The sequence below is a fragment of the Luteibacter rhizovicinus DSM 16549 genome (assembly GCF_001887595.1).
Taxonomy (GTDB): Bacteria; Pseudomonadota; Gammaproteobacteria; order Xanthomonadales; family Rhodanobacteraceae; genus Luteibacter; species Luteibacter rhizovicinus.
In genome coordinates this window covers 3,953,495-3,968,321 of the sequence record NZ_CP017480.1, presented here as the reverse complement: position 1 = coordinate 3,968,321, position 14,827 = coordinate 3,953,495, and the positions used below count along the sequence as shown (strand labels likewise).

Below are 14,827 nucleotides of genomic sequence, written 5' to 3'. Positions count from 1 at the left end.
CGGGCGAACGCGTCTGTTCACTGGTCTGCAAGACAACCTTCGGCGAAAGCACCAGAGCGGGCAAGCGAAACTAAGGAAGTCGCAAGCATTGCGACTCGCCCCGATTACGTTGCAACCATCTAAAGCACAAAGCAGGGGAACGATGAACGAGAAATCCGTACGTCACGACGCCGGTGAGACGCCCGACATCTTGGGGTATCTCGCCCGCGCATGGGACGCTCTATGGGCGTTACGTTTAACTTCAGTGGTCCTCTTTGCCGACGTTTGGCTCGTGTGGCGCACTGGGCGAGGGCTGATTGGGTGGCACGTGCCGGCCATGGATACTTGGCTGCAGGCCGGCGGTGAAATTCTGGCGGCCGGCCTAGCATTCTGTCTGCTCATGTCGCTTGTCGTTCCCTCTGCGGCCCTCGTGCTCGAGAAACTGACCATCGCTTTTGGTGCATCCGTGCCAAACCGTGTTCCCGATACCCACAATGGATACGTGTCGGCCGAAGAGTTGCGCGACTATGCCCACCGTATGAGCGATACCATGGCATTGCAGATCGTCGACGCCCACGTGGCCCATGCCAAAACAGAGAAGCGACACGCTGAGCAGCTTGCGCAGTTGATCCTGGGCCTTATCGCCCTTGGTGCTGCTGACCTGCTGTTCGGCTTGCATAACGATATGCGCTCACTGGTCGGCGCGGTGATCTCGTTTTCGACCGTTACGAAGGTGTCTATCGCGTTGCTTGGATTGGGCGGCGCCAGACTGCTTTATGCGATTTTCCAAACATCATTTGATCCCACGGCGGTCCTCTACCGGCCGGCGGCCGAAGCGTTCGCCAAGAAGCAAAAGGATATTTACGAGCCGTTCGTAAGCCGGCCGCCGCCGTCGGCAAGCTACGTCGGCGGGCTCGGTGGTCTCACAACGGCGAATCGACCGCATGTCTCGCGTGACGCGTCAACGGAATGAAGCCATGGACCTCTACGAGAACACCGTCATCGGCAGCTTCCTTTATGGCCTCGGCCTGGAGGTCGGTGCGCAGTTAGGAACGTCCGTTTTAGTCAGTGGCGTCGATCTACTGCAGCAGACCCCGCTAGACCAGTCGTTGGGCGATCTTTTGATCAAGGCGCCACGTTACTTTCGCCTTATCGAATTCAAGCGTGCAACGAATCAAGAGATGAAAGAACACAAGAAGCTCGCAGATCTGGCGGAGATACTCTGGTGCGAGGAGCGAGCTCGCGAGTTGGTCGCGACCAGCTTCTCGATACACCACATCGTGCACATTTATCATATTGAGGCCGCTGAACGTCGCGTAGAGATACATCTAAGTGAGCGGCCGTATCTCATGGAGGGGCGACAGCATCACTGCACAATTCCCGAGCTGTGCCGTAAGACCGCTGCGACAATGCTCTCGCCGCCAGATGATCCGAGCCCGGACCTATGTGCGCACTACCTTCGGATTCTGCGCTCTCTCCACGAGGGTCCGAAGAAGCCAACCGGTGGCGGCGCCGCCTTGTTAGTAGCGGTACGCGAAGGAATCATCGAATACGCACATCTCGCCGATCTGACTGATATATGGCGAACTCACGAGGAGCTCATCAAATTGCAGGCACGCCATGAACGAACTCGCGACCATTCGACCCACATACCACCTCGCAAAAAAGAAAGAAGCGAACCGACGCCGCCAGAAAGCCCCGAGCAGGAGCGCTGACAGGACCAAACAACAGTATCGGGCTCCGACAACACGCGGATCGGCTGTTGGCCAGTCCAGGATGAACGACACAGATCAATGACAGGGATCAATGGATGAGTAAGTTGAGCTCTAAGGAGGCGAATGCGGGCCGCTTCGTCGATCAGGACGCCGGGGCATCACGCAGCGTCGGCGCCAAGCGCCCGGGCACAAATAAAACCCCATCCGGTCGTCTTTTCCCACGTCGAGAGAAGCTATTGTTCATTGAAGGACAAAATGAATTGCATCCGTCAGCTGCGCCCGCAGTGCCGGCGTTTCAGGTCGCGCTTCAGTTTATTGAGTGGCTGACTAAGTCGTGGGCGTTTCTTGGTAGCGTCGCCTTCGCTCTCTCTGCTTTGTATTTATTCGAGTTCAAGACCGTATACGCAATGCCAGTGGCGATCGTTTCAGCACCCGTGCTGGCGGCATGGCCGATGCTATTCTGTTTCGTGTTCCTGGGCACCACCGCATTGAGCGTCTGCTTGGTGAGTCCGTCCGCCGTGATGTGGGTAGGGATGGATCGGCAGGGGAGGCGATTGATCGACGGTCATCGTTCCGCTAAGGGGAGGCGGCGGTACAACCCGTTTGGAGGCGCCGATCTGGGCCGCTCGTGGCTCGCTGCGCAGTTCATCGGGGTGGGCGCGCTCCTCATTGCTATGTCCATTTACGACGAGCTGCCTACTTATGCACGATGGACGGCATGGGCCCTAGGCATTGGTGGCGTGGCTGCCGCGATCTTCGCGCTCCAAGGCGTGAGGCGACGCGCGAAGATTACCGGTCTCGGTGCCTGGCTGGTCGGCGGCGTTGCATTGTACTGCCTGTTTATCCAGTGCATATGCGCAACCGTGGTCTTCAAATTCGCGTTCTCGCTGGGCCAGCACAATCCCACAATGACAGATACCGCTCGCTGGGCTGCCGGGGTTGCCTGTTCGATGGCTGTCGTTGGCGCGCAGTATTTTGTCGCCACGAGAGTCAAGCACGGGCTTCGTTTAGAGGTACTGCAGCAAGCAGTCTTCATCTGTCTTGCCATGACTGCGATCCCGTTGATCTCGCCACCGTTCGCTGCGCGTTTGCCAGCCAAGCTCTTGCAAGAGCGGGACTTCCATGGAGGCACCTGCGTACGGCTGATCTCTTCGAGCGAGGCCGTCGTAAAGGACTGGGAGGGCATTGCCGGGGATGGCCCGAAGCTTGCCAGTCGCGACCTGGTCTACGTGGCGCAGATGGATGGTTACCAGGCCAAAGTCACGCTCGAGGGGCCTACGACGACTATCCCAGTCAAACAGGTGCGCCGCGTTGAAAGCTGTCTTCCGAACGATCAGGATACGAAGGCTAGGCAAGGAAAGTAGCCAGAGGCTCGCTGTGCGGAACGACACCCTGTATTAAGTACTTGGATGTGTCTTACCTCACTAGGCGACGAGATCTCAATGTGAGACAGAAGTCCTTGGTTCGAGGACAGCGAAAGCTGACTTCTGACACGAGAATTGCTTAGCAGTGGGGTCGGGTTGCTTGACGGCGCATATTTAGCGGCAATCTGTCGAGAATGGCGCACGAAGAGCGTTTGAATAGCGGCCTCGGGACAACCGTAGTGGCCGAAACCTCACATTTAGAGGACGTCCTGAACCGACTTTAGCGATTCACGCACACGACACTTTTGACAATCTTGTGAATTAAGCCAAATGCCAAATTGGACATAATATACATTATGCGAATAAACGAATGTGCCTCGCAGATGATCGTACCGGTGTCTCTTCCTATCGCTACCGGCGTAATTTTGTCCTCAACGGGTTAATTATGATCACGGGCCTTATGGCGGCCTCGAGGGAGATACCGCACTGCCGTTGGACGTGTCATTGGCTGCTGCGCTCCTGCAGCCATTGCTGAGCGAATCCAAGAAGATCCGGATAGCTGAGCTCTGTGTAGTCCAAGCCTGAGGCATCACACAGTGCCGGAAGCTCCGCCGCGAACAATTAGTAGGCGACAAATATCCGTTGATCGCCTGGGATCCCGGTGCGACCGGATTCCTGGGATAGCCAAGTGCGCACGATCCGTGCGAGCGCACGCGGAGAGTCCCCGTGCGCCCGCGTGTCCTGACCGGCGATGTCTGAGAGGCACTTTTGATAGGTAAATCGTTCGCGCTCGAGCACGAGCACGGATCTCGATGTGTACTTCCGCCCCGCGAGCTTCTTACAGCCGATCACGCGGCCGAGTTCAAAGGGCATATTAAATCGCGGCAACTGGTTCGTGTCGTCCAACTCGACGACAGAAATGTCATGAATGCTGTAGGCCGATTCCTTGACGAGGCGAATAATCTTATCAAGACGCACATCGCCGCCGTCGCTGGCTTCTAGCGCCGAACGTGGTCGGAATCCACAGGCTAAGATGCTGAAGACCATGCATTCGAGCAGCGGCCGGTATTCCGTCGAAAAGGGGCAATTGACGAAGACTGAGTCAGGATCAACATCCGTGTTCCGGGCCATTTCCTACTTCTTCCTGGTGCGCGTCGACAGAAGCGAACTCGCAGCAACCAATCGTACGGCCAATGAGCGCTCCGCCTTCGTGAGGCTGCTCCCCTTAATCGGAAAGGACTTCACCGGAAAACTCGCACTGCCCTTCTTAAGAGTCTGGGTCAGATCGCTACCAGCGACGGATTTCGTTGACTTGAAGAAGGTCGAATCCTGCAAGGCCTTTGATGCCTTCGACGCCGCCTTCGCGGATGTCTTCTCGTTCTTGGCCATGATCTTCTCAGTAACCCGCGGTTGTATTTGAACACTGCACTCGCATTTTTGATTCTAGATCGCTAGCGACCCACTCACCAGTAGCCGATGCTGGCGGACATAGCCCTTTTGTCGCAGGAGTTCACCTTTAGATGGCACCAATCGCCCGAATTCGCGCCTGGCAGGCCACGGCCAGTGTCACGGAAGGCGCCCTTTTTCGGCCCATCGGCGGGTCGACCAAAGACCGAGTAATCGTCCTCCCCTGCCCTGTTGGCACAGGAAATCGCGCGAATCTTCCGTGGACGGGCGAAAGTGGCCGGGCTCGACATGCCGGAACGATCAGCGGGCATTCGACGCGAATCGGTACCGCAAGCGACCTTGCCGAAAATGGCACGACGAGTGTGCAGATCCAACAAGCCGGCGGGTGGAAAACCGAACGAATGGTTTCCTATTACATGCGTCAGTCCACAGCGGGCACGCAAACGCCGTGGCAACCCCTCGCTCGTTGTCAGGGAAGCCAGTGGCGGCCGCGATGCCGCCATCAAACAGCACTGATTGATGTTTGCCTGGCTGCTGTATCTCACATTGCTCGCATCTAGTCCTTTGATTTCTTGTTCCCGGACACCCTGTTGCCACCCTTGCGAGAGTACCAACTTCATCCGGCCGAAGCGTGCGTCGACCTTTTGCTCGACGTTCGCCGTGCCCATCTAGGTAAGTGCGGGCAACCTTGTTACAGCGGTTTAGAAACTCTGCGTTTGATGTTCAGCGCAACCGCTCCAGCTTCATGACTTTGATCTCAGCATCCGGCGCGGCCTTTAAAGCCGATTCGCCAAGCGGTAATGATGTCGCAGTCAATCCTGCCTTCGGTACGTCCGGGATCGTTAGCTCATAGAAATCCGTGAACCCGTCTACGAGCTTCACTGCGACGGCAACCGGGGCCTTCATCCGAAGCTTCTGTAGGTCGAAGTCCTGTTTGATTCGTTGCCCACCGTCCGAGAGGGGCTCGATTTTCAGCACCTCGAATTGTCCGCTATTCTGCTTCGTCTGAGCCGAATAGCCCCCCACAAGGTACGCTTCCTGTAGCCCACGTCCCTCGACGATCAAGTAGAGATACCCAGCAGTGGGCGCAACACCGTTGATATCAGTAAAGTACTTCACCGTGAACGGGAGAGTATTCGGAAGCGCCGGGAGAGACATAGTGAGCTCTGCCGACGTTAGGTGAAGACACTGAATTGACTGCGTCTCTAAGCCTTTGGGCTTGCTAGTCATGGTCACGGCATTGACGCGCTTATTCAGCTCATCGCGACATCCGAGTGCTTTTTCTACTATGCCGCTTGAGATTGAACCAGCTTGGTCGAATGCAGCCTCCAACTTCTTTTGATCTGAGTCGGTTAGTCGCTGAGCAGCTTGGGATCTAAGCAACCGCCTGACTGTCTCCCGATATGCTGCGAGGTCCTCAAAAGCGACGATGTACTCTGCAAGATACCTGTTGAATATGCCGAAATCTACCGAGCCGAGTCGCGAGTCCAGCGATGTCATATTGCCCGTTGCATAAGCGATGGGAACGGAGCTTTGCACATTCAATTTCTTGACGTAGTCCTGGATAGCCGCTTTTACCTTCGGAATGTCTGCACTGCTTGTAATCAACTCGTTTAGTGCAGACATCCCTTCGCCACCAAAGCCGTACACGTGAATTTTCAGCGTACCTGTCTGAATGGCCTCCGCCAGTATCTTGGTGTATTCCGCATTGCCTCCTACGCTTGATACGCCGCTGTCAAAGCCTGCCTTCAACGAAGCTTCAATCCTCGATCGCTTGCTTTGGTCGAGGCTATAAACAGAGTAGACAACCGCGATCGATGCGCCACGAGTTTGCTGCCCAACAAATTCTGTTCCACATCGTTCGAAGAATGCGGCAGGGCTACGGGCTAACGCTTCTTTTGCTTGTGCATTGAGCTTCGGGTTGATCAATCTAAATTCACCAAACTCAGTGACGGCCCGCATGGCAAAGTGATAACTGTGCTCGTCGAACTTGAATTCATCTTCAGAAAGGAAGGATGCAGAACCTGAAAAAAAACCGTACCCCCCCGATACCGAGGCGGAGATGTTTACGAATTCGTATAGGTGCTTCCTTGACTCGATTTCGCTCGACTGGAATGAGAACCCAGCGCTGGTCGTGTACGGGCTATCTGGCTTTGGCGCCTGCTTCGTGTCGAAAGCCGTCGTTGCCCACAGGCCGCTGTAATCGATGCAGGGCAAGAATACGCGGCGTGGCTGACGTGCGTCAAAGCCTTCGCCAATGGCGAGCGCCGACCCGGGGCTGATCCTGTAGACCTCGGCCCTTACCGGAACGACCAGCGCAAGAATCATGAGGATTACATAGAAACGTCTATGGCTCATGTCCATTCCCGAATGTCTCTTGCAAGCATTTTGAGAGAGCGGTCGACCGCTCATCTTCAGTTGGAAGATAACGAAGCAAACCCGTGATGTAACCCTTCGACCACTCGCGCGCGCTCTTTATGCTTTTGTGGCCGCTGCACCCGAGCGAGGTGCGAAGTGCGCTCTGGTTATGAACTGCGGTTGGGCTTGCATACCACCCGCCTGAGGTCTTGCTAGTTGACACAAAAACGACCGACTCCACCTTGTAGTTTGGCGGCAAGCCGAAATCAAACCATTGATTCTTGTTATCAGCTGTTAATCCGTTCCCTTGCCCACACGTGACTTCGTACTCCCCGACAGCTGGATCGCGAAATTCCTTTGTCGTCGAAAGCGCTGCATACGCCCGATTGAAGCAGGCAGATATTTGTTCCTCGACAGGGCCGCGCTCACCAAACGCGTCGGAAGCAACGCTTGCGCCGCATAAGGAAATTGCAACGATCACCTGCTTCAGCTCGATAGCTTGCATGTGACTCCCCGTCGAGCCGTAAGTACTAGTCAGTGGCTAAATCTCGATTGATGCCCATAGCTGCTTGATCAAGAAAAAGAATGCTCGCGTCCTCCGTCCGCTTACATGGCTGGATACTGCCATGCGAATCACTGTGACGACGAGAAGGAGAAAACACCATCGGCCAAACGTTGTAGGTGCACTTTTGCGGCCTGCAAAGGGTGTCAGAGACATTAAGCAACATAGGGGGGAGACGCCGCCTGGTCCGATTTCTCGAATGGCGATGCAGATACAACGAATGTCTACCGTCATGAGTTCGGCGTAGGTAGATGCCATCCTTGTGGCGAGTTGCCCCGTGAGGTCGACCGAGTAGCTATCGTATGCATCCAGTTGCAAGTGAGGCGTGAGGCGCTCTGCTCCGCTTTTGAAGGTCCCAAGCTTCCAGCAACCCTATGCTGCGAATCGATAATGTTGGAAGCTTTATCCCTGCGGTAGATCTCCGTAGCTCATTTGCCGAAAGTGCTTATGGCAATTCCGGTTGAGTGTAAACAGCATGATTCAGCCATTTGAGATATACAAAAACGACGTCTCGCTAAGCTAGGCTATTTTGCTAGTGCACATATCGTTGCCCGTGCGGCATCCATAACAGTCCCTTTATTGTGAGCAACTCAAACAACAGCAATGTCGGACGTTGCCAGCACGAGCTTGGTGTCAATACGCGCAGAGTGATGAAGTTGCGGTTAGCGATAGACGCGGCTATCCACCACGTCAACACGGACATAGTTGTGAGCCGATCATGTGCCTGGATCCCGGATTTATATCGAGCTGAGTTCGCCGAGCGCCCTTCTGCGGGGAACGTTCCATGGCAATCTACAACGTCGCGGTTGTCTTGTGGCAATGGGGTCCGGTGGTCACCCCGCGCAGCAAGAGCTGGTACGAAAGCTATTTCTTCAACCAGTTCTACGGTCAGGCCGCCTATTGGCTCAAGCAGTCGGATGGCGACGTCATTCTTGACGGCCAGGTTTTCGATTGGGTAGTGGACAACGCACCGGTGCGTGACTTCTCAGCGCGCGGCGCCACGTCAAAGCTGATCGTCGACCTGATGGAGGGCGCGCATGGGGTCGATCTGACGCCTTATAACTCCATCATCGTAGTACTCGGCCTCGATGCCAGCGTGGCATCCGACGGAGGATCGTGCTCCGTCACCTCGCGTCATGCTCAGCATCACGCGCTGATCATGCGCGCTGGGGACCCGTTCGACTTCGTCTCCCATGAACTGGGCCACGGCATTGTCGGCCCGCCTCACTCCTTTACATGGAACACGGCGTTCCAGGTCTCTGGCGAGGCTCCCGGTGGCTATGGTCATCGCCACTGCATCATGAGTGCAATGGCGTACGGTTGGTTTGCCGAAGCGCGGCACAGCGCGGCGCCGCCGCTCGGGGCCCAGCTGGAGTACCAGACGCTTGGCCCGAGCATAAATGGCGTGACAGCCAACGCCCGGGGATGGATCGACACGCAAAATGTGATGCTGACCTCAGGCTTCGACGGCCAGTTCGAGATTCGCGCGCGTCAGTGGATGGGCCGCGATGCCGCGCTCGCACCACAAGGCCTGCATTTGACGCGTCCGGACGGCAATGACTACGTCATCGAGTTCTACGAGAACAGCGGATGGGACGCAGGCCTCTCGCAGCCCTATCTCATCGTCACGCAGGACAAGGGAGAGATCGCCGACCTCAGATATCCAGGCAAGCATTCCGGCACCTACCTCCGCTCTATCCCGGTGGGACCGTCCTCAGCCGGCGGGCTTGGCGCGGCGATCAACTTGCTGGGGCCGATGGGCGTCATGCCCATCGCCTATGACCCAGTCCGCCACGTCCTTCGGGTCAGGCTCGCCGACAAGGTATTGTCGGGTGGTGTCATCGCCGTGTCTGAAGGCGTCGCCAACCAGGAGAAGGTGACCGGGTCCGGTCACGTGACCTTCAAGCCGGGGGAACGCTTCTGCGTCAGCGGAGACTGGCGTTTCGACTGGATCGAGAACCGTCAGACCGTGACGATCGATGCCACGCATCCCCTGTTTTTACCGGGTTCGAGCGCGAGTTGGGCAATCGACGGGATTGCGCTCGACCCGGCCAAGACCATTCTGGCGCTGACCAAGACGGTCACGGTTCCGGACCCTAAGCTACTGAACCTGACCCAGTCGAGCCCGATCGAGATTGGCTACAAGATAGAGCCGATTCCAAACGGATCGCGACTGACACTGACCAACCGCCCTCAGGACAACAACTACAGTGTTGAGGCGACTGTCACCCTCTCGACCCAAGTGGCGAGCGGGTCGGCAACCCGCACCATCGACTTCACGGGCCGTGACTGCCGCTTTCCTCCCGAGTTCCAGGAACGCTGGTCGACCTGCATGGCGGGATTCCTCCGCAGGAAGCTGCACGATTCGCAGGTCGTAGTGGTGTTCGATCCGTCTCTCATCCACAAGGTCCCTCCGGGTGTCGAGGACGAGCTGGCCGGCTGGCTCGGCGGCCTTGCTCATCGCCTCGAGCGTGGTGATCAGGAAGGCTTCGAGCTGGCGGCGGCGATGCTTCGCCACCGCCTGCGTATGCCCGAGGCCAAGCTGCACATCGTGAAGCGCGACGAGGGTGGCACTTTCCCGCGCATGACCGAGACCATGCCGGAAATCCCGCCTGCCGCTGAGTTTCCGGTGGTCGGGAATGTGAAGCGGGGTGACACTGCCCCCTAGACCAGAGACAAGTCACGGCAGCCCTCGTGGCATATTCTGAAAACCGGGAAGATCAGGCCTGGCTTGTCGACGAGATCCCATACCGCGGCGCAGGCTTGGCATTCCCAAACTTCGGTGCTAGGGCACGTCGGCCGGCTTCCCAGCGCGTCCAGTCGTCACCGTCCTGCAGCGTGGGAATCGTCACCAGCTCGCCCTGGTCGAGGCCGGCCAGCGCTGCATCGACGAGGTCTTCGGCCGTCATCGTGCTTGCGGCTTCTTTCTGCTTGGCATAGCCGGCAACATCCCAGAATTCGGTAGCGGTTGCCGCCGGCAGGACGGTCTGGATCCGCACGCCCTTGTCGGCTAGGTCGCGCTGCAGCGCATGGCCGAAGCTCAGAACGTAGGACTTCGACGCACTGTAGACGCCGTTCAACGCCTCGACCGCAATACCGACGGCCGAGCTGATGTTGATGATCGTGCCGGAAGCTCTGGCGACGAAGGCCGGTGCCACGGTATAGGTCAGGCGGGTCAGCGCCGTGATGTTCAGGGCGATCATCCCTTCCATGGCGTCGACGTTACCGTCGAGTACCGAGGCGATTGAGCCGACGCCGGCGTTGTTCACCAAGACGGTGATGCTCTTGTCGTCGCGAAGAAGGTTCTCGATCTTCGACAGACCGGCCCTGTCGTTGAGATCAGCCGCGACCGTGCTCACCGAACGGCCTGTCTCCGCGGTCAAACGGGTGGATAGCGCATTCAGGCGATCGGCATTGCGGGCCACCAGGATCAGGTCGTAGCCGCGCTTGGCCAGTCGGTCGGCGTAGATAGCACCAATGCCGGCGGATGCGCCGGTGATCAGTGCCGTGCCTTTGGGGGATGGGGTTGAGGAGGTCATGGTCGTCTCTCTTTCAGAGTGTCCGCCCGGCGGAATGTCGGGCTAGGTAGTCATTCTTACCCTGACGCCAAACATCCTCAATGACATAGATGCAATGATTTATGCCACCGTTCCTGAGGAACTCACTTCTCCCTCCATGCGAGTCATATAAAGCTTATTTAAGAAGGGCTAAGGACAACAACCTCAGACAAAGTCCAAATCCATCCCTGCCCTACGCCCATGACGTGTTTGTTATATCTTCAACGTATTGAGTCATCACTGAGTAAGCGGTCATGCACACGGTCGGTCTCGTCGTTTACCCGGGTTTCCAGGCCCTAGGCCTCGCCGTTGCGAGCGTCTTCGAGTACACGAATCTGTTTCGTGGCGAGAAGGTGTATCAGTTCCGCCTGGTGTCTGAGGACGGCGGCCCGGTGATGAGCTCGCAGAGCTTCTCCGTCAATACGGATCGTCTAAGGGACTGGACCTACGACACGCTCATCGTGGCCGGGGACAATCACGGCGACCTCCCCTCTCCCAGCCTTGTGGACTACATGCGCCATGCACCGGAGCACGCCAGGCGTGTCGCCGCGATATGTACCGGTGGGTTCGTGCTGGCCGCAGCCGGCCTGCTCGAGGGGAAGCGCGCAACGACGCACTGGTTTCATGCACAGCAATTCAGGAAGCGGTTTCCCCATGTCCTGCTCGACGAAGATCGCATCTTTGTGGTGGATGGACAGATCTGGACATCGGCGGGCATGACTGCAGGTGTGGATCTTGCCTTGGCCATCGTCGAGAACGATTTCGGCTTGGAGACTGCCCGTACCGTTGCACGTAAGCTCGTGGTGAATCAGCGGCGAGGCGGTGGGCAGTCGCAGTTCTCGGCGCTCCTGGAACTCGACGCGAAGTCGGACCGCGTGAAGATGGCTCTGTCTTATGCCAAAGAGCATCTGCGTGATGATCTTTCAGTTGAGGTGTTGGCCGACATCGCGCGATTGAGCCCGCGCCAGTTCAGTCGAGTCTTTAGCGAAGAGACGGGCCAGTCGCCTGCCAAGGCCATCGAGCGGCTTCGTGTGGAAGCGGCTCGACTCATGATAGAAACGACACGGCACCCCATCGAAGTCATTGCACGCGAGACCGGGTTCGGTGATCGGGAACGCATGCGGCAGGCGTTCCTTCGCGCGTTCGGCCAGCCGCCACAAGCCATACAACGAACCTCTGCAGGATCCGTTCTGGCTCTGTAAACGTCACACGCGCAACCGAAGGCCGAAAACTCGGCACACACCGGGTAGTTTTCCGATGCCTGCGATTGGCGACATAAGGTCGCCAGTGTCGCGGCATCAAAGACGCGTGTCATGAGTCGCACTCTGTAGAACAATCACCCCTTAGGGTAATTGACACCACCACCCTTTACCGCGCAAATACCGAGAACCATTTTCTCGATGTCGTGTCGCTCGTCAATGACACGAACATCTTCGACTCTAGCTAAAAAACGCGACGTAGATCACGGAATACTTCAGGCGAAACACTCTCTAAACACCGCTTTGTCCCCTCCCCTCGCATCAAGTTGAACCGCGCCTGTCCCCACGAGCGCGGCGCACGCGGTAATCATGAATCTGAAACCGAGCGACCTGCCCCTCCTCGTCTCTCTCGATATGTTGCTGGAAGAGCGCAACGTGACGCGTGCCGCCTCGAGGTTGCACGTCAGTCAACCTGCTTTGTCGGCACAGCTGGTTCGCCTTCGCCGGTTGTTCAAGGATCCGCTGCTCATTCCGTCGGAAACCGGCCGCGGCATGGTGCCGACGCCCAAGGCCCAGGAAATGGCTGTCTCGCTCCGGGATGCGCTAGCCCAGCTGGGCACCCTCGCCGATCCGGTCGATTCGTTCGATCCCGCACGCGATGCCGCGATGTTTTGTGTCGGCGGATCATTCAGCGCCATCAGCACGTTCGCCAACCCATTGATCCGTTCGTTCCAGGCACAGGAGAATCGTCAGCTGCGATTGGCTTTCCGCAGCGGTAGCGAGGATGCCGATGTGCTTGCACAGTTCGAGAACGGCGAGATCGACATGCTCCTGGTACCGAACGAACAGGTGCCGCCGTCGTTGAAGACGAAGCAACTGCTGGCCGACGAATTCGTGATGCTTCAGCGCATCGGTCACCCGCGCGGCAACTACGATCTCACGATCGATGAGTATTGCTCGCTGGGACACCTCATCGTTTCCTCATCCGGCCGGATGGAGGGGTTGATGGACGTCCGGCTGAAGGAGTTGAACCGTACGCGGGACGTGCTCGTTTCGGCACCTTACGGGGACACGATCGGTTCGCTGCTTACCACGACCGACCTGGTATGTACGTTGCCACAGAGCATGATCCAGGCGGTAGGCCCCGGTGTGGAAGCGTTTGCCCTGCCCTTCGGCCAACCGAACATGTCCCTCGCCATGGCCTGGCACAGTCGCCTGGACAAACAGCCCGCGCACCGTTGGTTGCGCGACGAGCTGGTCCGCATCAGCGGCCGGCTGCGACCGCCACGTTACACGCACTCTCCTGTTTTCCCCTTTCCTTTGTTGGACCTCACACCCGATGGATACCACTGACCGATTCCTCGATCCGCTCGAGGAGAATGCGCCATGCGGCCCTAACCTGGAGTATGACCCGTCGTTTCTGACCCTGGAGAGCCTCGCTGCACCCGGGGCCGAGCGTGCGATAGGCGACACCGTCAAGCAGGCGGAGGAGCCTGATTGGCGCGAGGTCTCGCGCCAGGCCGAGCAGGTGGCCGAGCGCACGCGGGATATTCGCGTGGCCATCCATTGGGGCAATGCCCGATTGAAGACCGAGGGCTTCATTGCCTGGAGCGCTGCCGTCGGTCTTGTCGCGGACCTGCTGACGCGCTACTGGGACGATGTGCATCCCCGCCTCGACGAGGGTGACCCGATCGAACGGATCAATGCCTTGTCGGCGCTCGCCGCCATTGACGGCACCGTGGGTTATCTACGCACGGCTCCGCTGCTTCGCGCCGAGCGCATAGGTGCGTTTTCCTTGCGTGATCTGCGCTTGCTCAACGGCACGCTCAAGGCTGGCGAAGGTACAGCGGACCTCGCACTCGTGACGCAGGACATCGTGGACGCCGTGGCCCAGCACGTGGATGTCGAGCTCCTCGTGGCCACCGAGACGGCGATCGCCGATGCGCTGGGTCATGTCCGTTCGATCGGGCTGCTCTTTGCCGAACGCACGCCAGGCATGGGACCGGATCTCGATACGCTCGAGCGTGACCTGCGCGACATGGATGCGTTCCTGCGCACGCAGGTGGCGATCAGGGCACCGCAGGCGCTCGTCGCCGAGGGTCTGGATTCCGTAAGCGACGGCGCCCAGGAGACGGGCGAAACGGCAAATTCCGCGACGCGCGGCCCTGTCCGGAATACGGACGACGTGCTGCGCATGCTCGACGAGATCTGCGCGTGGTACGCGCGCAATGAGCCTTCCAGTCCGGTGCCACCGCTGTTGCGTCGTGCCAGCCGCCTGGTCGGCCTGAGCTTCGCCGATCTGTTGCGGACCCTTGCGCCGGGTGGTCTGTCGGAGTTCCAGCAGCTGTCCGGCGACGACGCAGACTAACGTAGGACCGACCAGGTCAACACAGCGGCGGCGAGCAGCACGAGCACGCCGCCGCCGAGCCACCAACGCAGGCCTTTCGCGTGCGTTTGCGACGTGCGCGTGACGGCGCGCCTCATGGGCATCGCACGGATCGTCGTCGCGCTCACTGCCGTCGCCATGCCGCCGGCAGGGCGTCGCAACGTATGCGATCCCGACCCTTCGGAAAGCAGCGCCGACTGCAGCAAGGCGCGGCGACGCTGACGATACTCGGGCGTGTCGATACGCGCCGCACTGTGCGCATCGTTCAGATGCCCCAATTCCCGATTCACCTTCGCTTCC

At 58.3% G+C, this 14,827-nt stretch carries 13 protein-coding genes; 8 read left to right on the top strand and 5 right to left on the bottom strand.

Going from position 1 to position 14,827, the window contains the following annotated elements; all coding sequences use genetic code 11:
• Nucleotides 1–142: 142 nt before the first annotated feature.
• The 3 genes from BJI69_RS18105 (at nt 143) to BJI69_RS18095 (ending at nt 3,058) form a co-directional block, all read left to right on the top strand.
• On the top strand, nt 143–952 hold the full coding sequence (locus tag BJI69_RS18105; RefSeq protein WP_046977656.1) for a hypothetical protein: 810 nt from the start codon (nt 143–145) through the stop codon (nt 950–952).
• 4 nt (nt 953–956) lie between these two features.
• A complete protein-coding gene (locus BJI69_RS18100; RefSeq protein WP_052767187.1) occupies nt 957–1,694 on the top strand; it encodes a hypothetical protein in 738 nt (245 codons plus the stop codon).
• 95 nt (nt 1,695–1,789) lie between these two features.
• Nucleotides 1,790–3,058 (top strand): hypothetical protein, encoded by a 1,269-nt coding sequence (locus BJI69_RS18095; RefSeq protein ID WP_125903108.1) that lies wholly within the window; start codon nt 1,790–1,792, stop codon nt 3,056–3,058.
• Between the two features lie 621 nt (nt 3,059–3,679).
• On the opposite strand, the gene BJI69_RS18090 is transcribed toward BJI69_RS18095, so the two are convergent.
• Nucleotides 3,680–4,189 carry a hypothetical protein gene (locus BJI69_RS18090; RefSeq protein WP_046967817.1) on the bottom strand — a complete coding sequence of 170 codons (510 nt, stop codon included), beginning with the start codon at nt 4,187–4,189 and terminating at the stop codon, nt 3,680–3,682.
• Here BJI69_RS18090 and BJI69_RS22560 point away from each other — a divergent pair.
• A complete protein-coding gene (locus BJI69_RS22560) occupies nt 4,176–4,478 on the top strand; it encodes an NUDIX hydrolase (protein WP_046967701.1) in 303 nt (100 codons plus the stop codon). The two genes, BJI69_RS18090 and BJI69_RS22560, sit on opposite strands and share 14 nt — an antisense overlap.
• A gap of 710 nt (nt 4,479–5,188) precedes the next feature.
• On the opposite strand, the gene BJI69_RS18080 is transcribed toward BJI69_RS22560, so the two are convergent.
• On the bottom strand, nt 5,189–6,823 hold the full coding sequence (locus BJI69_RS18080) for a hypothetical protein (RefSeq protein ID WP_071925031.1): 1,635 nt from the start codon (nt 6,821–6,823) through the stop codon (nt 5,189–5,191).
• Nucleotides 6,813–7,328 (bottom strand): hypothetical protein, encoded by a 516-nt coding sequence (locus tag BJI69_RS22365; RefSeq protein ID WP_125903105.1) that lies wholly within the window; start codon nt 7,326–7,328, stop codon nt 6,813–6,815. The genes BJI69_RS18080 and BJI69_RS22365 overlap by 11 nt, the downstream gene beginning before the upstream one ends.
• An 841-nt stretch (nt 7,329–8,169) precedes the next feature.
• On the opposite strand from BJI69_RS22365, the gene BJI69_RS18075 reads away from it, so the two are divergent.
• On the top strand, nt 8,170–10,053 hold the full coding sequence (locus BJI69_RS18075) for a hypothetical protein (protein ID WP_046967703.1): 1,884 nt from the start codon (nt 8,170–8,172) through the stop codon (nt 10,051–10,053).
• A 52-nt stretch (nt 10,054–10,105) separates the two neighbouring features.
• On the opposite strand, the gene BJI69_RS18070 is transcribed toward BJI69_RS18075, so the two are convergent.
• Entirely contained in the window at nt 10,106–10,924 is an 819-nt protein-coding gene (locus tag BJI69_RS18070; RefSeq protein WP_046967704.1) for an SDR family NAD(P)-dependent oxidoreductase, read from the bottom strand.
• Nucleotides 10,925–11,196: 272 nt separating this feature from the next.
• On the opposite strand from BJI69_RS18070, the gene BJI69_RS18065 reads away from it, so the two are divergent.
• From BJI69_RS18065 to tssA, 3 genes are all read left to right on the top strand, one after another.
• Nucleotides 11,197–12,144, top strand: coding sequence for a GlxA family transcriptional regulator (locus BJI69_RS18065; protein ID WP_046967705.1), 948 nt, complete (start codon nt 11,197–11,199; stop codon nt 12,142–12,144).
• Between the two features lie 366 nt (nt 12,145–12,510).
• Complete coding sequence (locus BJI69_RS18060) at nt 12,511–13,494, top strand: LysR family transcriptional regulator (RefSeq protein ID WP_052767188.1); 984 nt, start codon at nt 12,511–12,513, stop codon at nt 13,492–13,494.
• A complete protein-coding gene (tssA, locus tag BJI69_RS18055; RefSeq protein ID WP_046967706.1) occupies nt 13,481–14,509 on the top strand; it encodes a type VI secretion system protein TssA in 1,029 nt (342 codons plus the stop codon). The genes BJI69_RS18060 and tssA overlap by 14 nt, the downstream gene beginning before the upstream one ends.
• On the opposite strand, the gene BJI69_RS18050 is transcribed toward tssA, so the two are convergent.
• Nucleotides 14,506–14,817: a hypothetical protein gene (locus BJI69_RS18050; protein ID WP_125903104.1), complete on the bottom strand. Its 312-nt coding sequence runs from the start codon at nt 14,815–14,817 to the stop codon at nt 14,506–14,508. The genes tssA and BJI69_RS18050 overlap by 4 nt on opposite strands.
• Between the last annotated feature and the right edge of the window lie 10 nt (nt 14,818–14,827).

Coding starts and splice junctions, on each gene's coding strand:
- BJI69_RS18100 (WP_052767187.1), top strand. CDS start 957: ATGGACCTCTACGAGAACACCGTCATCGGCAGCTTCCTTTATGGCCTC.
- BJI69_RS22365 (WP_125903105.1), bottom strand. CDS start 7,328: ATGCAAGCTATCGAGCTGAAGCAGGTGATCGTTGCAATTTCCTTATGC.
- BJI69_RS18075 (WP_046967703.1), top strand. CDS start 8,170: ATGGCAATCTACAACGTCGCGGTTGTCTTGTGGCAATGGGGTCCGGTG.
- BJI69_RS18090 (WP_046967817.1), bottom strand. CDS start 4,189: ATGGCCCGGAACACGGATGTTGATCCTGACTCAGTCTTCGTCAATTGC.
- BJI69_RS18070 (WP_046967704.1), bottom strand. CDS start 10,924: ATGACCTCCTCAACCCCATCCCCCAAAGGCACGGCACTGATCACCGGC.
- BJI69_RS18095 (WP_125903108.1), top strand. CDS start 1,790: ATGAGTAAGTTGAGCTCTAAGGAGGCGAATGCGGGCCGCTTCGTCGAT.
- tssA (WP_046967706.1), top strand. CDS start 13,481: ATGGATACCACTGACCGATTCCTCGATCCGCTCGAGGAGAATGCGCCA.
- BJI69_RS18065 (WP_046967705.1), top strand. CDS start 11,197: ATGCACACGGTCGGTCTCGTCGTTTACCCGGGTTTCCAGGCCCTAGGC.
- BJI69_RS18105 (WP_046977656.1), top strand. CDS start 143: ATGAACGAGAAATCCGTACGTCACGACGCCGGTGAGACGCCCGACATC.
- BJI69_RS18080 (WP_071925031.1), bottom strand. CDS start 6,823: ATGAGCCATAGACGTTTCTATGTAATCCTCATGATTCTTGCGCTGGTC.
- BJI69_RS18060 (WP_052767188.1), top strand. CDS start 12,511: ATGAATCTGAAACCGAGCGACCTGCCCCTCCTCGTCTCTCTCGATATG.